The organism is Thermoanaerobacter wiegelii Rt8.B1, from assembly GCF_000147695.2.
GTDB classification, from domain to species: domain Bacteria; phylum Bacillota; class Thermoanaerobacteria; order Thermoanaerobacterales; family Thermoanaerobacteraceae; genus Thermoanaerobacter; species Thermoanaerobacter ethanolicus.
The window spans coordinates 2,416,045-2,438,467 of the sequence record NC_015958.1; the positions used below are offsets into that span (position 1 = coordinate 2,416,045).

A 22,423-nucleotide genomic window follows, 5' to 3' on the forward strand; every position below is an offset into this window, starting at 1 on the left:
CTAAAATGGCATAATCAGTTGAATTAAATGCTAAAAATTTAATGGAAGTTGTAAATAAGGCAAATTTAGCTTTTCAAAATCAAGAGGTATCTTTATAGGAGTATTTATCTTGTTGACGGTAATATCAATAATTGTAGGATTTGCTATAACAAAATTATTAGGAATCTCAATGAAGCAGATTAATGTTCTTGTTGAAAAACTATCAAATTATGACTTTACAGTGGAAATTGATAATGAAGGTAAGAACGAATTTGCTGAAATGAATAGTTCATTTAAAATATCGATATGCGAAAGAAGAGCATTCCCCTGTCACAGGGCACTTTGGGAAATTTTACATAAATTTTAAATGTAGCTTCTTTTGCTGCATGATAATAATCCCTATAATTTCTAATCCGATGCCTACCCCGTTAAATATCCCTCGCAAAAAATCAGTAATATAAATATGTCTGCTTAGATATGTTGTAGTAGATATTACAAATATTCCTAATAAAACTACAAATAAGCCTAATTTATTATTTCCCATAGTATTGTCTCCTTTACTTTTCTTTGTTTTTGAAAACTATATAAGAATATACAACCGGTACTATAACAGCAGTAATTAACAGCACAAATATCAAAACAGCCACCCATGTACCGGTGAAAAAGGAAGCAAATAAACCGATAATACCTGCAATAAGCCATAGTTTTCCGCCTAGCTGGTGTGTCTTATTCCATACCTCTTCATCCGCCAACGTCCATGGAGTTCTTATCCCTACAAAATAATTATGGCGAAGTTTACCCATAGCACTTCCAAATCCAATCAGCATAAAAGGAATAATAAGATTGCCCATTCTATTTATATCAATCTTATAACCTAATGCAGAATATGTAGAAACAAAATATACTTCTGATAAAATAATTACTAAAACTGCCCTTATCACTCTATAAGCTCCAGCAAATTTACCATAATTGGCTCTTTTAGGGTCAATAAGGGGTATATGCAACATTGCGAAATATATTCCAGTAATAATTGACGGCAAAATAAATATATCATGTTTTGAACCAAAACTATCCACTTGGCCCGAAATATTCCAGTGCATTGGAATTTTATCCGGCAAACGTCCAAAAACAGTAAACGTAAAAATCCATATCAATATGATGATCGCAATTAACCACCAATCTTTTTTGATTTCGTATTTCACATCGTAGTTCTCATACATAATATTCATACTCCTTTCCATGTTTATGATAAACTCGTTGTACATCTTACTTGTTTAATAATTTTGGCAAACATATTTAACATACATTATTCCTCTTTAAACAATTCTTTTGCAAGGTCTTCCATTATCTTTTTGCGGTTTTCTGTTTCTTTTTCGTCTATTAGGACGTTAAATATAAGCACATCTCCTTCTTTTGCGTTTTGAGGAAGAAGTTCTTTCGGAAAATTGAATGTTTTATTTCCATATTCTATTACTGCCCAATCACCTTCAAATCTGTCTATAATGCAGAGTCTGGATGTTTTTTTAGACATTATTTGCACCTCTCCATTAAATTCTGTTATATTTGATTTTAATGCTTTATTTAAGTAATATCCCTACAACTTCATATTTTTCCCATGAATTTTATAATATCTATATTCATATATCTATCACATTAATATATCCCGCTTTTTAGTTTGAAGAGCGTGCATATCCGAAAAAATTCTCTCTATGACTTCCCTGCTGTAAACTATACCCGATAATATTTCTGCCTTAAAAGCTATGTCTTTTTTCTTGGCCGTATCTACAGGCATATTCTTTATTGAATTGCTTCCACACACTCTTTAAGATAATTTTCTCTTTCTCTCTTTCTTTTTTCTTTTGTCCATTAAAGGCAAAAGTGCATATAAGTCATAATAATCTGTTTTTGTAATGTCTGTAAATTTTATTTCCTCTACATCAATTATTCTATACCTGTAGTCTAAAATATTTTGTTCTCCTAAGTTGTAATTTAATTTGTCTTCCATATTTAACTCATTTTTTCCCATGTAAATTACTATTTGATAAGGTATTAGATTGTGTTTTTCCATTATTTCAAGGGAATATCTTAGCATCCTGTAAGGCATCTTATCATCATTGCTGGGTTGAAATTATATATGTACAGCAATATCTCCTTTCTCGGTACTGCTTTTAAAGACCATGTCACTTTCTCTGTTTTCAACTTTCGTAAATTCAATGTTGAGTTCATCTTCTTCCTCCCGTTTCTCCTTAATTACCTTCTATTGTAATTATAACACACTTCACAGATAATAAATCCATTACACTCCCTAGATAGTGTCAAGATACTGTAGGATAATTTTTAGTGACAACCCATGGAATATGTAAGATCAAGGTTTTCCTGTTGTATTCGTTGAAACAGTAAAAAATATTTTGGCGAAATGGAAATTGATATTCCACGTGATAGAGAAGGAGAATTTGAACCTAAAATAGTCCCAAAGTACAAAAGAGATATTTCAGGTATTGAAGAGAAAGTCATAGCTCTTTATGCAAGAGGCATGTCTACAAGAGACATTCACGAACAAATTAAAGACCTATATGGTGTAGAACTTTCTGCTGAAATGGTCAGCAAAATAACAGAAAGAATAGTATCGGAAATAAAAGAATGGTAGTTATGGCCATTAGAAAAAATCTATCCATTTGTATTTATGGATGCTATTCACTACAAAGTTAGAACTGACGGCCATATTATCAATAGAGCAGCTTATGTAGTATTAGGGGTAACGATAGAAGGCAATAAAGACATATTAGGCATTTGGATAGGAGAAAATGAAAGTGCAAGATTCTGGCTTGGCGTTTTAAATGAACTTAAGAACAGGGGTGTAGAAGATGTTTTGATATTCTCTGTAGATGGTTTAACAGGAATAAAAGAAGCAATACAGGCAGCTTTTCCAAATTCGGAAATACAAAGATGCATAATACATCAATTAAGAAATTGCTTTAAATATGTTTCATATAAACATCTTAAAGAGTTTAGCAAAGATTTTAAACCAGTATACCAGGCTGCAAATGAAGAAATTGCAAGAGATGAATTTGAAAAACTAAAAAGCAAATGGCAGAATACTTATCCTTATGCAATAAAGAGTTGGGAAAACAACTGGGATGTATTAAGTCCATTTTACAAATTTCCCAATGAAGTAAGGAAAATAATGTGTACGACAAACATAATTGAAGGATTTCACAGGCAGTTAAGGGAAGTTACAAAATCAAAAACAATATTTCCATCTGATGAAGCATTAGAAAAAATGCTATATTTGGTAAGCATGAATGTATTAAAGAAATGGACTGTAAGATATAAAAATTGGGATATAGTATTAAATCAATTGATTATAATGTATCCCGGCAGACTTGAAAAATATCTATAAGTGGAAAAGCCGAAAAAATTTTTTCTTTAGAACCCTTGAATCCCTAGGTCTTCAAGGGTTCTAAAGAAAAGCTCAAACAACCCCTAATTGAATATTTTAACCAAATTAATTCAATTTCATGCATGAAATTTAGAAAAAAGGTTACACTAAGAAATGGATTAGATAAAATGTTGATTAATTCTTGCCAAGAAAGAGTATGAAATTAGTCTAAATACACAAAATGTTTTTCACTCCCGGCTAGATTTTTTAAAGCCCAAAAGCAAAATTAGAAAGATAACTTGAATTTTCAACCGACTAATTACAAGTTTGTATGAAACTATTCTTTTTAATTAATATACACTACTAAAAACTTTACAATCCTTTAGTTCAAAGTTCTCTCACCAATTTTACATTTTATCTTTTTGAGAAGGTCATTTTAAAAATTTATTTGCTTTAACTAACCACCTTTCTGATGGTCTGAGTTCTGTCACCAATCTACACTTATTGTTTATTTTTTTCAGCTTGATCGATATAGCACATTCAACACTTAAATTGTACATACATTTGTAATATTTATGTAATATTCCATAATATTCAACATTTTATTTTTCTATCCGTTTCTCCATTGTAATAGACTTTTACCATCATTATATAACTCTATTTAAATTGCATATTCTTTGTCTTTTTAGTATCTTGCAGACATATACTCTTTTTTCATATTTTTAACCTGCTCTAATTAAAGTGTCTTTAATAATATGGTAACATCAAGCAACTCATCAAGCAACTCGAGGACTACCTTCAAAGTTTAGTATAAATTTTCTGCAACTGACAAATAATTACGTCTTAATCTTTTTCAATGTGGCTCACTTGGTGTTGAACTCAAATATACGGCTTCTCTTCCTCGTGTTGAACGCTTACTTAACACACTATGAGGAAGAGAAGCCTTTTTACATACCCTCTTTTGCACAATTTTTACGTTCTATGCTATTTACCTACGAAAGTTTTACTCATACAATCTACATTTTACCCTTCAATATTCTGTGCATAAGAGCTAGAAATCCATTTGAGGCTGCGAAAGTTAAACTCGTCATCCTTAGCAATGAATTTTAAAAATCAGGTAATCTTGGATCAAACCGGTTCAGGTAAGTAAGCACCGCCATCTGAAACCAGGAACCCGTCACCGGTTCAACCGCCGTACTAATGAGCGGTTGACCATTGGTCCAGTCCACAGCTTCACCAGGGGTGACATAGCCACGAGCAGTCCGGCTAACATACCACTTAAGCCGAGCCAAAGCAGTAGTATCATCACCCCTCCAGTGCTCAACCATAGCTGCGTACATGGCCATTTGTGGCCAAACTGGTTCGGCTGCACCAGCCTCATACTGCCCACCAGGGCTGTACGGGCTGGAATAATAAAACTCATCGTTTTCATACCGAGCAATGCCGTACCCATCATGGGTCAGCCGCGATAGTACCTTAATGCGGTGATCTCGAATCCTAGTATCAGTCGGCGAAAGAAGGCCAAAGACCCAAATCAAGTCTGATGAAGCATCAACCGTCGTTCGTACTGTACCGTCTGTATTGATCGCTCGGTTAAAATAGCGGTTAGATTCATTCCAGAGCCCTCGTGGAGAAGACAAAAACGATCGTAGAATCGCGTCTTTGATGATTTGTGCACCCATAAAATAGTTATTTGCACGAGTATTATCACCCTTTTCTTCTGCTAACAATCGTCCAGCATTCAATCCTGCGGAATAAGTAACTTGAGTAAAAATATTATACTCGACCTGCTCCTCCCAGATAGAAGCATCAGCCGGACCAAACCCAGAAGTGCCGATGTTGTTGTAGATGAAATCACCGGCCCGGACCACCTGCGTCCAAATGTTATTCAGAAAAGTTTTCGCCGCCAAAGGATCGCTGGATTTGAGTAAGCTGTAATGCTGATAGACCCCAATGAGGAAAAGTCCAATGGCGTCGTGTTCAGGCTCTACAAACGGGATCCACTCGTTTGCCTTCCAAACATTGTAATTGGTATGCCATGTCCCATCTGTATTTTGAACAGAGGCCATCCAATACCAATACTTTTCTGCTTCAGAGAGATGATTAGTAGCATCCATTCCCATAGCCGTTACTGCGGAGTCACGAACCCACACCTTGTATTGATAAGAGGGGTTTGTAGCCGCGGGCCAAGAACCAAACTCCGGATGTTGCGCCTGTTTGTTTATGATGAGGCTTCGGACAAAGGCAGTATCGATACCAACATCAGACGTATTAACCCGCTGGCCGCTGTTCAACCAGTTAGTATACGCGACAGCAGTTTGGGTAAACCAGTAGTCAGCCGTCTGCGATCGAGCTAAATCTGCTGCTGCCTCAGCTTCGGCCTAGGTCGAACCAATAGCATAGTAGAAAGCTAATGTCACGCTGCCTCCCGCAGGCACAGTAATAAGTTTCTGAAAGCCCATGCTAAGATTCTGTGACCAAAGGTCACCGCACTTATTCAGAACGCCGTTGGCGTCGAACTGATACCATGGTGATGACGTCTGACTGTTGGGATTGGAATCGGCATCATTACCCACCTGGTAACTATCCATAGTCTGAAAAGCGCCCAATTCAATGTAGAACTGGCCAGTTTGACTCATGTCAGTGCCAAGCGCATTTCGGCTCACGTCCCACCAGCCATGCTGCCACCCTGGGGTAGAGTTACCGCTGGTCTTGTTGTTCAAATGAACTTGCTCCAGAAAGTTCAAAGTACGTGCGTTACCTGTCTGGTTCAGAAAAGTATATTTGATCACAAGAAAATTTTGGTTAGGCACCATAGCATATTGTTTGGTGATCTGTACTGGTAAGGCTGAGCCGTTATAGTTCAAGTATTTCACTGTAAGGGTTCCGTCGTTTTCAAACCATGCCTCAGAATCAAAGTTGTGAGCATTGGTATACTTTAGGGTAGTAAGATCCGTTTCATCTCGGAAAAAGGCAGTCGCATCCACGATTTGATTCGTAGGCCAGTCGCCGCTGAAATGGAGTTCAGCCAGACGAGGACCGTAATTTCCATTATCAACCGGGCTTAACTTACTAGCCATATGAATACCTATCAAATTGGACCAGTTATTCATCCAGAAGGAACGAGCCGAAGTTTTTGCCGGAGTAGTTTGTTGTAGAACAATCAGGTTATCAAGATTGATAGCGCCCTCATTTCCAGGACTGTACCAAAGTACCACCTGATGGACACCCGCTGAAAGCCGCATAGTTGTTTCCACTGTATCCCATATGTCCCAGTTATAGAGATTCCGGAATTGGAGAGTGCCTGCGTACTGTCCATCAACAAACAAGTTCCGCGTAGCAAAAGTAGTACTGCCGTTGCCATACCGGAATCGAAGCGTGTAGGTATCACTAGTTGGGACGTTTATGATGAATGATACACCTTTACCGCTAGCATCAAAGCTGTCCACAAACCCGCTGCCAGTGTACCCCGTATGACTGGTGTTAGTGCTAGTACCGCTCTTGATAGCATATTCTGCTTCATATTGTCCATTTGCCGGTATAGTTATTGTACGCTTTACATAAATAATATCCCAGTACTTTAGGCTTGGCACAGTAAACTGGATATAGTCGCCCCGGCTATCATTACCCGTCGTATAAGTGAGTGGAATGGTCATGCCGTGATCGAGGTCCAGACTGGCAAGATACACACCACTGATAGTAGCGTTAGGTCCTGGATAGTATTTAATACTAATGTCGCTTTGGAAAGTAGGATGAACTGCCGGGTTACGCCACTGGTCATCATTACCCATTAGGTTAATCAAGTGTATGATATCATAATCGGACTTACGTTTAACCATTTGCCAGATAGTACCAGCGGTTCCGTTACCGCTTAAAGGCTGTCCAGTGGTCAGTACAATCCATTGGTTACCTTGGTCAGCCGGTACCACATCAGCATCAAATAGCAAGTTTTCGTAGGCAGTAGCAAAACTATAGTAGTCTCTCATGGCTGTCTTGAGAGAATTACGCATTGACTTAGAACGGTTCGGATAGTATTCATGCGCTAACATCTGGTTAGTGTCGCCAAGCTCAATATGTGTAGCACCGCTTGCAAACATCATTGCATCTGCCAATCGAACTGAATGTTCCTCAAACTCTCCAAGAGTTAAATGATCGACGTTTATAGCACCTATATTGTCGCTGTCATACTTTAACGTCACGCTATGAGTGCCGGCACTAAGACCCTCTATTTGAATCCAGGCGTCTGTCACCCAAGTGTCCCAATTCAACTGATTGGCAAATGAAACTTGCCCCAGAAATCGTCCGTCCACATAAACGTTACGAGTAGCAAGAGCACCAGTGGCATTTGCATAACGGAAAACAAACGAATAATCACCAGTCTCAGGGAAGTCGATTGTCCACGTGATAGAATCACCCACCGTTTCAAATCCATCAACAAAACCTGTACCCGTATAACCAGGATGGTCTGTATTGACGCTAGCGCCTGACAGAATGGCGGATTCAGCTTCGTATTTTGGGCCGTATGAATTCGAGGAGGATTATGTTTCTGACTTACCAAAAATGCTTTTAAAGCTTTTTCCGCAGCTTGATGTGAAAAGAAGCAGACCATATTGTATTTGCCTGCTTTAAACATAATTTCTGCTGAATCAAGGTCATCCATAGCAAAGTCAAGCCATTGTTTTGCTTCTTTCATAAATAACCTTTCCCTTCTTTAATATTTCCTCACCGTAGAACATACTTTCTTTCATTTCTTCTACTTCCTTTGGGGTATACACTATAATATCCGTGCCAACAGTAGGCTTAGCAATTTTAACAACTTCTTCTAATCTTTCATAGAAAGGTTTATTAGTATCCTTTATGACTATTAAATCAATATCACTCCATTCATTTATTTTTTTAGACTTGTGCAAAATTCAAAAGCCTTCATTTAAGCCATTCCACAGACATGCTTTTTTTCTATCACTCTTGAATTTTTTATCTTTTATGTAGGATTTCCCCTCCCATTTGTCGAATTATTATATATACCGCATGAAAATATTTTTTAAGGAGGAGGAAATCCTACATGTACCAGCTTCAATTACTTTTAAATATACCTGAACTCTTTACTTCTCTGTCTAAAATTGATTTCTATTCTTCTATGTTTAAAAATCTAGACTTGTCTTCAATACCTGAATTCCCTTCCTCTAGTCCTGGCCGTAAGGGTTATTCTCATCATGCAATGTTTAGAGCTTTTATTGTTATGAAAGCTGAAAGATTCGGTACAATTTCTGACCTTTTAGATTATCTCCGCAATAATCTTATCATTGCTCATCTTTGTGGCTTTAACATCCTTAAACCTCTTCCTTCTTATTGGACTTTCCGCCGTTTTATTAATGACTTCTCTCATGATTATTTGACCTCTATCTTTCAAAATCAAGTCAATATCCTAAAAAATATGGGCATTATCTCTGGTGAGTTTATTTCCATGGACTCTACCCCTATTAAAGCTAACACTAAGTTAAATAACCCTAAGTCTTTTTCTAAAAATAAATTCTCTAAAGATAATCAGCCTAAGTCTGATAAGGATTGTAAATTAGGCGTTTATTCTGCTTCTAATGATTCTTCTAATAAACGTTATAAGTTTTATTGGGGCTATAAAAATCATATTATTGTTGATGCTATCTCTGGATTGCCTATCGCTGAAACTACTACTCCCGCTGATGTCCCTGATTTTGAAGTTGCTTTGTCTTTACTTGAAAAGACTAATAAGTGGTTTAACCTTAAGTATGTTAATTTTATTGCCGATAAGGGGTATGATGTTAAGAGAGTTTATAATTTTGTTAGAGATACTCTCCATGGTCATTGTTTTATTCCTCTTAACAAGCGTAATTCTAAAAGTCCCCCACTGACTGATGATGGTTATATGGTTTGTGAAGCAGGTATTAAAATGCTCAAAGACGGCAAGCAGTATTTTGATGGTTTTATTAAGCAAAAATTTGTTTGCAAGTTCTGTAATTCTAAAGATGACTCTGCCTGCCCTATAAAGCATCCTAAATATTTTAATGGCAAAAAGCATAGAGGCTGTACTAAGTATGCTATTATATCTTCTGATTATAGGTCTTCTATTAATAGAGACTCCCTATATTTTAAGGCTGTCTATAGACTAAGAGTAGAATCAGAAAGATATAATTCTCGATTTAAAGCTCTAGATTTTGAAAAGGCTTATGTTAGAAATATTAATTCTGTCAGCAACCTTAATACTTTTGGCCATATTACTTTGCTTACTGTCGCTATTGTAGCTATTAAACTGGGTAAATTTGATGAGTTTAAGTCTCTTGTTGCTCTGATGCAATCGGCTTAACTTTTGCTGAATTTAGTTCATGCCACTTTTTAACATTTGACTTCTACAGGATATTTATGCCCTTTTTTAGCTCCTCTTTTTGTCTTTTCTTTTCCCTTATCCCTTACTTTATGTTTGATTGTCAGTCTTGATTACTATATATTGTATGTTATACATATTCTGGCTTTTGGTCGTAACTATTTTAATTAATTTTGCACATCCCTATTATTTTTTTTGTTGCTAATGAACCAAACAATATTATTTTTTCAGGCTGATATTCTCTTATTAATACATCTACAATTCTTGCAAGCTCACGATTTAACTGTTTTATTCTGCTCATAAAAAACACCTCAATTTTAAGTTTTATCTTTTATTCTATTATACCAAATCGTGACTATTTCGTAAGGCTTCACTTTCATCTTTTTAATTTTTTATTTCATTGGTTTAATTTCTAAAAGATGTGATATAATAGACAAAGGGACACTTCGGGTGCTACAAATATGTGGGGTTTGGGGATAGGTAGTTCTATCTACCTATTCTTTTTTTGTGTTTATTTCTATTTTAATTGTTATGGATTTGGGTGCATTAACTACAATATACAATTCTACAACTAGAGATGTGATGTCAAAAATACTGTCAATATTTTTATTCTTCTCTTTCCTTTAAACAAATTTAAACTAGTTTAATTTCTTTACCATTTTTCCAGAGTTCATATTCGCTCAGATCTATCTCGTTATTCCAGCTTACACCATAACCACCAGCATCAACTTTTACTGCTTTAAAAAAGACTTTGTTTTTCAATAACTCAAATGGCCATTCATTAAGTTTTGGCTTCATATCATATTCTTTTACAGTTCCATTATCAAAAGTAACTATCAGCTTATAATCATCTGTTGCTTTTACGCTCACAACTTTATGCGTACTTCATCACTCCAATCCAGGTAATTTTCGAAATACTTGAGTTTCCCACATCTCTAACAGTTCACGTTGATATTTACTAGCCCACTCAACGACTAATTCTCTTGCTCTTTTAGGTAGATCTCCTTCAATCATTTGAAGAGTATTGATGTCAAACACGCCTACATATTCTCCATATATAGCATGAAAATGAGGTTTGTATTTTCCATATTTTCTTACTAAATACACTTTTGATTTCTACGTTAGCAAAATGTTTGCAGTTTAAAATGGCTTATTTCTTTCTTTTATATTTAACTTCTCTTTTAATGCATATTGAAGTACTTGCGAAAAATTTATATTAGCCTTCTCTGCTGCTTCATTTAGCCACCGTGGGAGTGTAATTGTCTTTTTTACGCTTTTGTTTGCCATTTCATCTCTAACAGGAGGCATATAAGCTTCAATGGGAGTAACGAAAGCTCCTTCTGGAACTTTTATTTTTTCTGGTGGTGTTGGGACTGGGATTGGTTCATTATCTTCTTCTAAATTGTATATAAAAAGCTCTAAAGCTTCTTTAGCCATATATAATGCTTCTTCTAATGTACCACCTTCAGTTATACATCCGGGTAAGTCAGGAAAGGTTACAGTATAGCCACCTTTTCCATCAGATTCAAACACTGCTGGAAAAATATATTTATCCATGTCAAACCTCCTTTCCTACTTTTTTAATCTTGCTTGCCTGAGGATTCAATGTTTTTGGCTTTAAATCTTTATTGTGATATGGGATTTGAATTTTACCTGGCTTTGAAGGATGTATCATATGTACATGAGAACCTCTCTGATTTTTTATTATTCATCCCTCTTTTTGAAGCATTTTTATCTATTCTTTTGGCTTCATTTTTCTTCCTCATACTATATTATAATACGTGTAATATATACGTGTCAATAATTTTATGTAGATTTAATCTTTTTACTTTGTAGTCATTTTAAATTTCCTCCCCTAAAGCTTTTTACTTGCTCGTATTTGACAGCCCGGCGCTACAGCTTACTTTCTTACGCCATGTGTCCACACCTCCTCATTTTTTGTTTGCTTCTTGTTTGCCCCCGGCAGTTAGAACAAAATGTAAAAGTCAATATATTTTTGTACAAAAAGTGGAATATAATTTTGTATAAAAAATGTACTAAGATGCATTCGAAGAACTGTTAAAATATTCAACTTTTGACTTTAATCTATATGAAGGCCCTTTTATTGATATAACATGCGAATGATGAAGTAATCTATCCAATATTGCATTGGCTAATGTTGCTGATCCAAATACTTCTGCCCAATTAGAAAAGGGCATATTAGTTGTAATAATAGTACTATGCTTTTCATACCTTTTAGATATTAGCTGAAAAAATATATTTGAAGCATCTGTGTCTATTGGTAAATACCCTACTTCGTCTATTATTAACACTTTATACTTTGAAAAATGTTTTAATCGGATCTCTAAACGGTTTTCTGCTAATGCCTTTTTTAATTGAGACATTAATTCTTGAAAATGAATAAAATATGTAGAATATCTGTGCTTAGCACATTCTATCCCTATGGCGGTGGCAAGATGTGTCTTGCCTACCCCGGGGGTTCCTACAAACAATATATTTTCGTTATTTTCTACAAATCTTAAGCTTTTTAAATCAAGAATTTCTTGTTTGTTTATGCTTGGTTGAAACTCAAAATCAAAATCATCAAGTTCTTTTAAAAAAGGGAAGTTTGCTACTTTAACACATGCAAGTATTGCTTTTTCTTGTTTTGATTTTATTTCTAAATTGCTTAATTCATATAGAGCATCTATAACACTTTTTTCTCCTGATTTAATCAGGTTTAAATACATATCTATATTATTTTTTATGTTATTTAATCCAAGCTCTTCTATGCCAGCAAATAAAATAACATCGAGCTTTGGGGTATATACAGCAAAATATGAAAATGAAAGCTATATTGATGTTATTAAAAAACCTATATAAGGCAAAAAAGCGGGAAGAAATAAGGTTATAGCTTGAGGCTTTTAGCTTCAAAGCTATGCCTTTTTATTTTTCCCCAGTTGTGCTTCATTTTTCTGAATTTTATTATGCCTTCCACTCTAAATAGTGTTGTCATCTGTCTGTAACCAAAATTCTCTAATACACCATATAAGCTTAGCCTTAAAAGCTGTTTTAAAGAAGGATATTTATTAAATGTATACTCCTCTAAGAGGATAGCTCCCAGTGATAAAAGTATCCCATAAAGTATAGATGCTGCTAAAAACAGTATAAAATACTTAAGATTTAAAACACCAAGCATATATGCCAACGGAATTAATATATATCCTAAAATTTCTATAATAGGTCCAAACATCTCAAATATCCAAAAATAAGGCACTGCTATAAGTCCAATTTTTTTATATTTTGGATTAAAAAACATTCTTTTATGCTTAAATAGGCTGTCCATAAGACCTATCTGCCACCTTCTTCTCTGCCCTCTTAAATCCCTTATCCTCTCAGGTGCCTGGCTCCAGCATACAGGATCCGGAACAAATTTTATCCTATAGTCCCTTTTATTCCTCAAGAAATGTTCATGCAACTTTACAATAAGTTCCATATCCTCTCCTATGGTATTTTTAGCATATCCGCCAACTTCCACTACTGCATCCTTTCTAAAAGCACCAAAAGCGCCAGACACTATAAGCAGGCTATTTATTGAGTCCCATCCTACTCTCCCTGTTAGAAAGGCCCTTAGATATTCTACTATCTGAAACATCGCAATTCTACTTTTGGGAAGATCTATTTTTATTACTCTACCCCTTGTTATTGTAGACCCGTTTGCAATTCTTACAATTCCACCTACTGCAATTGTCTTTTTGTCTTCAATAAAGGGCATTACTACTCTTACAAGGGAATCACTTTCTAATATTGAATCAGCATCAATAGAGGCTATTACAGGATAATTAGATACATTTATGCCTGCATTTAAGGCATCTGCCTTGCCACCGTTTTCTTTATCAACTAAAATCAGGTTTGGTATATCTATATTCCTATATATAGCCTTTATCTTGTTTGTCTTAATAAGATATCTAACAGGTTGATCTACCTTTTTTAGCTCAAAGGCTTCAATAACCTTCTTTAATGTGTCATCCTTTGAACCATCATTTATTACTATGACCTCAAACAGAGGGTAGTTTAATGCGAGAAGAGATTTAATATTTTCAACTATTGTTTCCTCTTCATTGTATGCAGGGACCAGTATAGAAATAGGTATCATATTAGATGAAACTATATATTTTTTATAATCTGAATACCTTATTCTTTTCATATAATCATTCAGATTAAAGGCAGCCAGAATAAGCTGAACAAAGTAAATAAAATTTATTACCAGTACATAGTATATAATAATATAATTAAAATTTATTATAATAGACTTTATTAAAGATGCACTCATATAAAACATCATCACCTATCTATTTTCAATATACTGTTTCACCATGTTAGAAAGCTTTGTACCTTGATCAAGATTAGCCTCACCCTCCAAAAGCTTATCCCATCCGTAGATCGTCTCTAAAACAGAGATAATAATATCCTTTGCAAATTTGTCCTCCCCTTGAAGAACTAAACTAATCATATCCAAGCCACCTTCAATGTTAATCAATGAATGTGCTGCGTTATATCTTACATACCACTGCCTATCGGATAATGCTTTAACCAATGGTAAAAGAGCTCTATCATCTTGCATTTGTCCTAACACCTTTGCTGCAACTGCCCTAACTTCCCAATCCTTGTCATTTAAAAGCTCCGTTATAGCGTCAACATATCTATTATCTCCCATGTTCCCTAATGCCTTCAGAGCTGCTATTTTCTTTTCCTTGCTATCGCTGTTTAAAAACAATGCTATATCGTTTGCTAAAGACGTATCTCTATAGTTGCCTGCTGACTTTATAAACACCGACGATATAAAGTCATCATCTAGATGCATTAAAGATTTGTATACATAGAGTTTATCACCCTCAAAACTGTCTGCAATTTCAATAAGGCTTCGTTCGCTTAAAGGGATAGTTTTAGAAAGTTTTTTAAACGCTTCTATAAAAGCTTCTTCATCTCCAATTTTAGAAAGTGCCAAAAGGACATTATATTTTACATCAGTTGATTCGTTTCCAATCAAATTTAAAAGTGGTTTTACTGCTTTTCTGCTCCTGAACTCCCCAAGATTTCTACAGGCTAATGCGACTTCATGTAAATCCTTATGTTTTAGCTTTTCTATTTCATATTCTATAAGCCCTATATCATCACAAAGCGTGGTCAATTTTTGTGCCAATTCACCTTTAAAATTTTCAAAATAGTATATTATTCTCTCCTCTACTATTTCTCTTTTAATCTTATGTTTCATAAACATTCTTAATTGTTCTATATGAGTTTCGTCAAGCTCCTCCTCATCAAAGCGGGATACCAAACTATCTAAATAGAAAGATACCTCGTTTAAATACCTTTGCTTTATTTTCTCTTTTATCTCAGCATATATTTTTTCAAATACAAGGTATCCATACAAGAAAAATATTATTATAGAAAAAGCTATTATTGAATATAAAACCAGTAATTCCATAAAATCACCATTAATCTAAGAGCTTTTTAATTCTACTGTCTAATTCCACAGGTGAGAAAGGCTTTATAACATAATCATCTGCCCCAAGCTCAAGAGTCCTCTTTATATAGTCCTCATTTTTTTGTGAAGATAAAACTATTATCTTTATATTTTTGTTCTGCTCTCTTATTCTTTTTATAAGTTCATCACCATTCATAAGCTTCATGTAGTAATCTGTAACAACTAAATCAATTTTGTTTTTCTTTATAATCTCAAGGGCATCTGTACCATCTGAAACAGAATATATATTATACCCTTTGCTTTTATATCTGGCTGTTAATATAGATAAAATTATCTTATCATCGTCCACAAACAATATATTTTTTATAGCATTTTCCTTTAGCGACCCAATATCTATCAATATCTTCCTTCTTCCTTCTGCTTTTGCCCTGCTTAAAGCTTCTTTAGCCTTAAGATATGCATCTTTCAATTCCCTAGTCTCCTTACCTATTGAAACTATTCCTCCAGAAAAACTCACTTCAATACCAAAATTTTTGCCATATTTCTCGGCATATTCCAATATCTTTTCTGTAGCATTTTTAACCCATTTTACATCCCTGTCATAGAACAAAATTGCAAACTCATCCCCTGATATTCTGTATGCTACATCCATTTTTGTCGTATATTTTTTAAACTCGGATACTATCTCGTTTATAACGCTATTTCCAAAGCTTACACCCATTTTCTCGTTTATTTCTGACATGTAATCAAAGTCAATCAAAAGAAGTGACCCATTTTTATTTTCATTTTTCAAGCTTGATAAAAGCTTATCTCCAAAAAGTTCTCCATGTTTTCTTGTATACAGGCCCGTTGCAACATCATAAATACTATTCTTTAAACACTTCAAGCTCATATTAGATAGATTATTTATCTTTAAGATTATTTCGTCTATATCAAATGGACAACTAATATAATCAACTGCACCTAGTTTTAAGCTTTCTATCTTAGCATCACGATTATTTTCTCCAATTATAATGATGGGTATCTGGTTTAAAATTTTTTCTTCCATTATTGCCTTGAGGATTGTCAATGCATTTATATATCTATTGTTTTGTATAATAACAATATTAGGATAATATGTCATAATAGAATCTATTATATCACTTTTGCCTATTATTGTATTTATATCCATTTCATTTAGCTCTTTAATAAGCTGCCTAAGCCTTCCGCTGTCATCAGAAAATATGATAACCCTTCTTCTTTCGACTACCTTTTCCTCTAATGCTTTTTTAACACGGTCAAGTTTTTCTAATATAACCTTATCATCTATTTCAGCTCGTTCTTTAACCAGCACATCTTCTATTTCCTTTAACTCTAAATACACATCCTCAATATTGTTCTCCTTTGCAATAACATACACATTCTTTAAAGTACTTTCAACAACGTTTATATAGCTTTTATCTTTGTTTTTTATCTCTTGAAGGTCTTTTATGGTGTTTAAAATATCCTCTATAACCCCATTCATAGGAATCATCTTGCTCCTCTCCTATCCCACTAAACATACCCTTATATGATTTTTTAGATCTCTCCTTTATATACGCTAATTCAAATTCATCCAAATCCCTTCACAAAAGCTCATTCCTCCACCAATTTTACACGCGTGCATGGAACTAAAATTGTCACGGGTGGATAACCTTTAAAATAATCTGTTTTGTTAGATTTAGCTTTTCTTTCTCGTCGCCATCAAAAATAAAATCCTGCACTTGTTTATAATTATACTCATAGCAAGCGGATAAACAAAAATATACCAACTCAAAAAATTCCATATGGGGTTAACTGTTTTTACCTGCTTTTCCTTCAATATAATTTGTGTTCCCATATAACTGATAAATTTTCTATAAAGTCCATCAGCAACTATTTTCTTTAATATTTCTTGTGAAAGTATTTCACCTTTTTTAACAATAATATTTTGGATTTATGTCAATATAGTAGACACAAAAACAATACTGAGCAGAAAAGAAAATATTGGCTTCCCAGAGATTGAAAAATGAGAATTGTTCTTTACAACTTCCTGCTATTGAAAAATCCAGTGTAAATGTCCATTTCAATTTCCTGATTGTAAGAGGGAAAACTGCTTTCTTCCTTCACATAAATTCTGGTGCCGTTTATCTTCATCAATACTTTAGAACCTCTGCGAGTAATTCCAGCTGAAAGACCATCAATTAATCTGAAAAATCTGTACATTGGCAATAGAACCTCAGGGAAGTCGGACGGCAGTTCGTTTTCAAGATGATGATGATACTTTATCACATAATACACCTTATCGTCTATATTATATAACGCCTTGCTTAAATCAGCGCTTCGAAATGCATGAAAATAACCCTTTTCAAACACTTCTTTCGGATTTACTATATCTCCTATCTTCAAGTCCGGCTGTACTTTCCCAATATCATGCAGGACAGCTGCCTGTACAAGTGCATTCTTATCCATCCCAGGCAATTCCATCAGACCTTGTCTAAAAGCATCTGCAATTAATTTAAGCATGTTTACCACGTGCCTGAAACCACCATTTCTGATTATACCGGTTATCTTCACCATGCCTGTAGTTTCGTCGTACTCATCCATATACTCTGGAACAGATTTCAGCCGTGCCTCTATACGCTGGTCAGGAAGCATGATCGAAAATGCCGTTTCCACTTCATTTTGACTACTTCTCAATTTTTGCATCATATTGTATTCCGCTGTTATATCAGTAAATGTAACTAAAATTTATTTGTCTCCCCTAAAATACTCGTACTCATCCTATAATAGGTTCCTGCCTTAGATGTTAATATTTTTTCTCGATTATCGTTAATCATTTTTCTTATTTCTTCAACTTCTATTGGATTTTCGGATATTATTTCCATCGCAAGCTTATTCGCCCGTATGATTTCACCACCCTCTGAAACCAGTGCTACTCCAAAGGGAAAGAGGTCTATTATCATTCCTATTAAGCGTTCCAGCCCTTCCCTTTTTTCCTTTTCATCACTACGCGACTTTGCAAGTCCCTCAATTAAATTTTCAAGAGAAAGTCTAGCTATTACTCCTCCATTTGTGCTGGTAAATAACCGACAGTCTTTGTGTGTAATTACACTTTTGACAAGATCCTCTATATTCAGCGTCGCTTCCACTTTATCTTCGTCTTTTATCAAGATAGCAACATCTTTAGCCTTAACCTTCGAAGCTTCATCTCCCATGAGAAACCATTTTAGTACTACGTTATAGTCAATGTAGCCCTTTGCGCCGTCTTCTTTTTCTACGATAACCACACCTTCTTTACTTTCAAGCATTACTCTTGCAACTTCTCTTAGATCGGCATCCTGTGAAACTACGGGTAGATTAATATATCGATTTGTAGATATATTTTCCATTAAATTATACCCTCCTAATCTTTTTGTTTGTTCAGATGGCTATAGAAAACAAGCCTGTTCTTGCCTTTTGTTTTAGCCGCATACATCGCTGCATCTGCAAATTTTACGATCTCCTCCATACTTAAAGGACGATCATCCGGATATACCGCCGCACCTATGCTGGCAGTAGCTTTAATTTTGGCTTCTGTAAAAATCCCTTCCTCTATTTTTTTTCTTACCCTTTCAAGGGGTTTTTTGGCACCGTTAGTTTCTGTCTCCGGCAGTAATATGAGAAATTCTTCGCCTCCATACCTCATAACCACATCCTTATCCCTGAGGCAAGCTTTTATAACAGTGCTCACTTCCTTCAACAACTCGTCGCCGATCAGATGTCCGTATTTATCATTAACATGTTTAAAATCGTCCAAATCAAGCATGGCTACTGTAAGAGGTGTTTTGGTCATATTTGTATTCAGCCAAACTTTCGAGAGAATTCTATCAATAGCCAGTCTATTGTAAAGCCCTGTCAATGGATCTCTTTCTACACTCTCTTTCAGAGAAAGGAGTAAAGCGTCTGTTGCTATAAGTATCTGAGCAAGAAATTCTGTAGCTCTTTCAATGTAAATCCACTGTACCATATCGTTATCCTGCTTTATATTAAGAACGTCTTTTAGAACTTGATTATGAATATCTAAAATATTTGCGGCTTGAGCTGAAGAATCATCCAATAATTTTATAAGGTGCTGGTATGCCTCAAACAGTATCTCATCCTGTCCGCCTTTTAAAATGTATTCTGAAAGGTAATTTTTATATTCCACCATAAAACCTTTGAGATTTGTCATTACCCCATTTCCCCCCTTGCTACTAATACGGTAGCATCATCTTCTTTTATGCTGAACTCCTTTATTATTTTTAAAGCAACGTCTCTAGGACTTAAAGTTCTTATCCAATCCATATCAGGCGATGGAATAAACTGATTCTTTATTCCATCGGTACAGACCACTAATATAGAATGAAGCAATGATATCGGCTCTTTAAATATTTTTAGGCTGATCGGCATCCTACCAATAACACCGTTCACTCCCATTGTTCTCCTTACAGTCTCAGTATCGACAATCCAAGCCTTTATATTGCCCACGTTTATATATTCTATCATAGATTCAGAAACCAGAGCAACAAAAGCAACGCAGCCCCGCGTACCTCTTACAAGCCCTTCAAGATCCGCATATATCTTATCTATATTTCCTTCGGTTGAATTCTTTACGTAAAGTTCGATAACTTTTGCAACTTCGTACGCCTTTCTTCCGTGGCCCAAGACATCCGCTACAAATAACATATATTTTTCGCCCATCTTCTTCCACACACATACATCTCCGCTCTCTTCCTCAAGATAATGCGGTTTTGATGCCGTCCCGACTTGCAAAACAAAATTCTTCCCCTTTTGGTTAGATGCCTTAAGAGTAGCTTTCACTCTTCTTCCCCCGCCAGGTTTTCGCTCGATTTCAAACTCATTGCTACTTTTTTTTACCACTTCAAGTCCTATTCCAAGTCCTCCGGCTGGCCTTTTTTCGCCGTTATCCCCGTCAGCTTTTCCTATGTCTTCAGCCACGAGACATAAACCATCTTCCTTTAACTTTACCTCTATAAAACCTTTTTTACCGTATTTCAAAATATTAGTGGCCAGTTCTCTGGCCACGAGCAAAGCGGAAGGAATATCTATATTGGATTTTTCCATAAATTTCTTGAGACGGTATTCGAGAATAAAAAGATCAGCTTCAACAGCAATATCAACCTCCAGCTTTTCTGTCAAAACGCGCGCCTCCTTTTTTCAACGATAACAACCGTTCCCTTTCCAACTTCAGATTGAATATGAAAGCTGTCCATAAGTCTTCTAATTCCAGCAAGGCCCAACCCCAGGCTTCTTTCCGAAGTAGTATATCCTCCGCTTATGGCTAGTTCCACATTTTCTATCCCAGGTCCCCTGTCGCACGCCAAAATCTCTATGGCAGGCGCTTTTTCTGAACCCGCTTCCTTTTTCCTGATGTAAATATATCCTTCTTTTGCGTATCTGTATATATTTCTTGCCAGTTCCGACACCGCTGTAGCTATTTTGGTAACATCCGCTAGAGAGAAATCCATTTTCTGGGCAAAATTTTTCGCCATCTGCCTTGATACCGCAATATCGCTTTCATCTTTTATCTTCAGTGCTATATCGCAATCCTGGGGATTCACTTCTATCACCCGGTATCACTCCTTCAAAGCAAAAGCATTAAAAAGTATACCTTAATCTAATTCATCAAGAATATTTATAGCATCCTCAAGGCTCTGGGCAGTGATTATGTCTTTCAGTTTGATACCCATCTGAGACAGTGTAAGTGCTACCTGAGGCTGAATTCCACATATAACAACATAGCATCCCATAGCCTTAGCCATACCAGCCGTTTCCGAAAGAACAAAAGATATATAGCTATCAATTACATCAACCATACTAACATCGATTATTATTCCCCGAACATTATTCTCATGTATCTCATGGAGTATCTGCATCTGCAGTCTCTCAACTGTATTGTCATCAAGTTCAATTTGTATTGGAACAAGTAAATAATCATAAAGCTTGATGGTTGGCACTACTTTATTCTTCATAGTTGCTCCCTCTTTTTTGTCCATGTCTTTCCTCTCTGTTATCAGATGTCATATCAATTGCATGCTTAAGGGCACTTTCCAAGTCTCTCTTTATAATTACCATGTTGAAATCAACGCCCAGCTTTACAAGAGTATGAGCTATCTCCGGCTTTATACCCGTCAGAATTACGTCACTGCCAAGCAATTTTATTGCGTTAAACATTTCTATTAAAAATCCTCCAACAATCGTATCGATCATCGGCACTCCTGTCACATCCACAATAACTATCTTTGCCCTAGTACTTGCTGTTCTTTCAAGAAGCTTTTCGGCCATACTCTGTGCTCTGTGACTATCAAGCGTACCAATAAGAGGTACAAGAAGTACATCACGCCATATCCTTATTATAGGGGTTGCGAGTTCGGCAAGTATGTTCCCCAGTTCTTTTATGCGCATCTCCTTATCATTTTTTATCTCGTCTAATACTTCGATTACAACCTTTAACATTTCTGCAAGGGGAAACCCTTCAATTCTGGCATTCAAAAGCTCCATCCCTTTTACCAGGGCACCTACATCAATAAAATTCAGCAAATTTTTGAGAGGCTCTTTTATCCTTCCTTTCATATCCTCACTACCTAAGGCATCTGCAAGGCTAACCAAAAAATCCTCCCATTCTTTTTTAGTATTATCTGATTCTGTTATTTCTTCTACAAGCGTTTTTAAATTATAAATAATAGTTTCTTTCATAGTGCCCACTCCTTTGTTATTTTACTTCTATTTATTCCAATTAATACCTCTTAAACAATCTTTTTTATTATGTTTATTCTAACAGAACCAATCTCTATGGTTTTTCTTAACACTCCGTCAATGTTCCCTTTATTTGAATTCTTCATTATTGACTTTTTATAACAAACAATATAAACTTATGTAAACTTAGATTCGGCAAGTAAAATATCAAAATGTCTAAATAGTGCTAATTGATAGCTAAATTGAGCGAAAAATTTTTTACAAAATATATATTTTTCTGTTAAAATTTAAGTGTTAAAAAACTTATCAGAAAGTAAAATCTCTGTAATATGAGTTTAACACATAGTCTTAAAAAAGAAAAGGGGGTTTCAAAATAAGGATAGTGTCAAGATGCTGTAGGATTTTTTTAAGACAACCCCTGAAACTTAGTTAATTTCCGCCTTCAACTTATCATGCATTTTATATAACTTGTGCATATTTTATTGCTCTTAAAAGGGAGTGAAAA

Annotated in this window: 24 protein-coding genes and 4 pseudogenes; 3 read left to right on the top strand and 25 right to left on the bottom strand. The window is 35.2% G+C overall.

The window, feature by feature from the left end; all coding sequences use genetic code 11:
- The first annotated feature begins 109 nt into the window (after nucleotides 1-109).
- Nucleotides 110-346 carry a methyl-accepting chemotaxis protein gene (locus tag THEWI_RS11825; protein ID WP_009052228.1) on the top strand — a complete coding sequence of 79 codons (237 nt, stop codon included), beginning with the start codon at nucleotides 110-112 and terminating at the stop codon, nucleotides 344-346.
- On the opposite strand, the gene THEWI_RS11830 is transcribed toward THEWI_RS11825, so the two are convergent.
- The 4 genes and pseudogenes from THEWI_RS11830 to THEWI_RS15075 all read right to left on the bottom strand — a co-directional run.
- A complete protein-coding gene (locus tag THEWI_RS11830; protein ID WP_004398746.1) occupies nucleotides 332-523 on the bottom strand; it encodes a hypothetical protein in 192 nt (63 codons plus the stop codon). The genes THEWI_RS11825 and THEWI_RS11830 overlap by 15 nt on opposite strands.
- 13 nt (nucleotides 524-536) lie before the next feature.
- Entirely contained in the window at nucleotides 537-1,199 is a 663-nt protein-coding gene (locus tag THEWI_RS11835) for an SdpI family protein (RefSeq protein ID WP_014063537.1), read from the bottom strand.
- A gap of 86 nt (nucleotides 1,200-1,285) precedes the next feature.
- Nucleotides 1,286-1,510, bottom strand: coding sequence for a DUF3006 domain-containing protein (locus tag THEWI_RS11840; protein ID WP_014063538.1), 225 nt, complete (start codon nucleotides 1,508-1,510; stop codon nucleotides 1,286-1,288).
- Between the two features lie 156 nt (nucleotides 1,511-1,666).
- A pseudogene (locus THEWI_RS15075) lies at nucleotides 1,667-2,230 on the bottom strand (Rpn family recombination-promoting nuclease/putative transposase); the annotation flags it as partial.
- 147 nt (nucleotides 2,231-2,377) lie between these two features.
- Between THEWI_RS15075 and THEWI_RS11850 the strand changes: the two are divergent.
- Nucleotides 2,378-3,379 (top strand): annotated as a pseudogene (locus tag THEWI_RS11850) (IS256 family transposase); the annotation flags it as partial.
- A 1,085-nt stretch (nucleotides 3,380-4,464) separates the two neighbouring features.
- Here the strand turns inward: THEWI_RS11850 and THEWI_RS15080 are convergent.
- From THEWI_RS15080 to THEWI_RS11870, 5 genes and pseudogenes are all read right to left on the bottom strand, one after another.
- Nucleotides 4,465-5,481, bottom strand: coding sequence for a glycoside hydrolase family 15 protein (locus THEWI_RS15080; protein WP_244262234.1), 1,017 nt, complete (start codon nucleotides 5,479-5,481; stop codon nucleotides 4,465-4,467).
- Between the two features lie 258 nt (nucleotides 5,482-5,739).
- Nucleotides 5,740-6,951, bottom strand: a complete 1,212-nt coding sequence (locus THEWI_RS15300) for a CBM35 domain-containing protein (RefSeq protein ID WP_279625647.1) — start codon at nucleotides 6,949-6,951, stop codon at nucleotides 5,740-5,742.
- Nucleotides 6,931-7,860: pseudogene (locus THEWI_RS15305) on the bottom strand (glycoside hydrolase family 66 protein); the annotation flags it as partial. The gene THEWI_RS15300 and the pseudogene THEWI_RS15305, both read right to left, overlap by 21 nt.
- Before the next feature lie 77 nt (nucleotides 7,861-7,937).
- Nucleotides 7,938-8,051 (bottom strand): annotated as a pseudogene (locus THEWI_RS15470) (HEPN domain-containing protein); the annotation flags it as partial.
- Nucleotides 8,026-8,268 carry a nucleotidyltransferase domain-containing protein gene (locus tag THEWI_RS11870; RefSeq protein ID WP_244262235.1) on the bottom strand — a complete coding sequence of 81 codons (243 nt, stop codon included), beginning with the start codon at nucleotides 8,266-8,268 and terminating at the stop codon, nucleotides 8,026-8,028. The gene THEWI_RS11870 and the pseudogene THEWI_RS15470, both read right to left, overlap by 26 nt.
- A gap of 152 nt (nucleotides 8,269-8,420) precedes the next feature.
- Here THEWI_RS11870 and THEWI_RS11875 point away from each other — a divergent pair, with 152 nt between their 5' ends.
- Nucleotides 8,421-9,698: a transposase gene (locus THEWI_RS11875; RefSeq protein ID WP_014063541.1), complete on the top strand. Its 1,278-nt coding sequence runs from the start codon at nucleotides 8,421-8,423 to the stop codon at nucleotides 9,696-9,698.
- A gap of 181 nt (nucleotides 9,699-9,879) precedes the next feature.
- Here THEWI_RS11875 and THEWI_RS14295 read toward each other — a convergent pair whose 3' ends face one another.
- The 16 genes from THEWI_RS14295 to THEWI_RS11945 all read right to left on the bottom strand — a co-directional run bounded on the left by THEWI_RS14295 (nucleotide 9,880) and on the right by THEWI_RS11945 (nucleotide 21,918).
- Complete coding sequence (locus THEWI_RS14295; RefSeq protein ID WP_244262236.1) at nucleotides 9,880-10,017, bottom strand: hypothetical protein; 138 nt, start codon at nucleotides 10,015-10,017, stop codon at nucleotides 9,880-9,882.
- 332 nt (nucleotides 10,018-10,349) lie between these two features.
- Nucleotides 10,350-10,586: a DUF2442 domain-containing protein gene (locus THEWI_RS11880; protein ID WP_014063542.1), complete on the bottom strand. Its 237-nt coding sequence runs from the start codon at nucleotides 10,584-10,586 to the stop codon at nucleotides 10,350-10,352.
- Nucleotides 10,587-10,604: 18 nt separating this feature from the next.
- Nucleotides 10,605-10,823, bottom strand: coding sequence for a DUF4160 domain-containing protein (locus THEWI_RS11885; protein WP_014063543.1), 219 nt, complete (start codon nucleotides 10,821-10,823; stop codon nucleotides 10,605-10,607).
- A gap of 33 nt (nucleotides 10,824-10,856) precedes the next feature.
- Entirely contained in the window at nucleotides 10,857-11,273 is a 417-nt protein-coding gene (locus THEWI_RS11890; protein ID WP_014063544.1) for a type II toxin-antitoxin system HicB family antitoxin, read from the bottom strand.
- Nucleotide 11,274: 1 nt separating this feature from the next.
- Nucleotides 11,275-11,424, bottom strand: a complete 150-nt coding sequence (locus THEWI_RS15095; RefSeq protein WP_425274185.1) for a type II toxin-antitoxin system HicA family toxin — start codon at nucleotides 11,422-11,424, stop codon at nucleotides 11,275-11,277.
- Nucleotides 11,425-11,752: 328 nt separating this feature from the next.
- Nucleotides 11,753-12,502, bottom strand: coding sequence for an IS21-like element helper ATPase IstB (gene istB / locus THEWI_RS11900; protein WP_041589255.1), 750 nt, complete (start codon nucleotides 12,500-12,502; stop codon nucleotides 11,753-11,755).
- A 101-nt stretch (nucleotides 12,503-12,603) separates the two neighbouring features.
- Nucleotides 12,604-13,902 carry a glycosyltransferase family 2 protein gene (locus tag THEWI_RS11905; protein ID WP_244262238.1) on the bottom strand — a complete coding sequence of 433 codons (1,299 nt, stop codon included), beginning with the start codon at nucleotides 13,900-13,902 and terminating at the stop codon, nucleotides 12,604-12,606.
- 141 nt (nucleotides 13,903-14,043) lie between these two features.
- The gene (locus THEWI_RS11910) at nucleotides 14,044-15,183 is read right to left on the bottom strand and encodes a HEAT repeat domain-containing protein (RefSeq protein WP_014063547.1); all 1,140 of its coding nucleotides are present in this window, start codon (nucleotides 15,181-15,183) and stop codon (nucleotides 14,044-14,046) included.
- Between the two features lie 10 nt (nucleotides 15,184-15,193).
- Nucleotides 15,194-16,696, bottom strand: coding sequence for a GGDEF domain-containing response regulator (locus THEWI_RS11915; protein ID WP_014063548.1), 1,503 nt, complete (start codon nucleotides 16,694-16,696; stop codon nucleotides 15,194-15,196).
- Nucleotides 16,697-17,223: 527 nt separating this feature from the next.
- Nucleotides 17,224-17,787, bottom strand: coding sequence for an HD domain-containing protein (locus tag THEWI_RS15100; RefSeq protein WP_244262239.1), 564 nt, complete (start codon nucleotides 17,785-17,787; stop codon nucleotides 17,224-17,226).
- Between the two features lie 137 nt (nucleotides 17,788-17,924).
- A complete protein-coding gene (locus THEWI_RS15105; protein ID WP_014063550.1) occupies nucleotides 17,925-18,572 on the bottom strand; it encodes a DUF294 nucleotidyltransferase-like/CBS domain-containing protein in 648 nt (215 codons plus the stop codon).
- 14 nt (nucleotides 18,573-18,586) lie between these two features.
- Complete coding sequence (locus THEWI_RS11925) at nucleotides 18,587-19,393, bottom strand: GGDEF domain-containing protein (protein ID WP_014063551.1); 807 nt, start codon at nucleotides 19,391-19,393, stop codon at nucleotides 18,587-18,589.
- Nucleotides 19,393-20,361, bottom strand: coding sequence for a PP2C family protein-serine/threonine phosphatase (locus THEWI_RS11930; RefSeq protein WP_014063552.1), 969 nt, complete (start codon nucleotides 20,359-20,361; stop codon nucleotides 19,393-19,395). The genes THEWI_RS11925 and THEWI_RS11930 overlap by 1 nt, the downstream gene beginning before the upstream one ends.
- Nucleotides 20,358-20,792, bottom strand: coding sequence for an anti-sigma regulatory factor (locus THEWI_RS11935; protein ID WP_014063553.1), 435 nt, complete (start codon nucleotides 20,790-20,792; stop codon nucleotides 20,358-20,360). The genes THEWI_RS11930 and THEWI_RS11935 overlap by 4 nt, the downstream gene beginning before the upstream one ends.
- Nucleotides 20,793-20,834: 42 nt before the next feature.
- The gene (locus tag THEWI_RS11940; RefSeq protein WP_041589257.1) at nucleotides 20,835-21,194 is read right to left on the bottom strand and encodes an STAS domain-containing protein; all 360 of its coding nucleotides are present in this window, start codon (nucleotides 21,192-21,194) and stop codon (nucleotides 20,835-20,837) included.
- Nucleotides 21,184-21,918 (bottom strand): STAS domain-containing protein, encoded by a 735-nt coding sequence (locus THEWI_RS11945; RefSeq protein ID WP_014063555.1) that lies wholly within the window; start codon nucleotides 21,916-21,918, stop codon nucleotides 21,184-21,186. The genes THEWI_RS11940 and THEWI_RS11945 overlap by 11 nt, the downstream gene beginning before the upstream one ends.
- Nucleotides 21,919-22,423 lie beyond the last annotated feature (505 nt).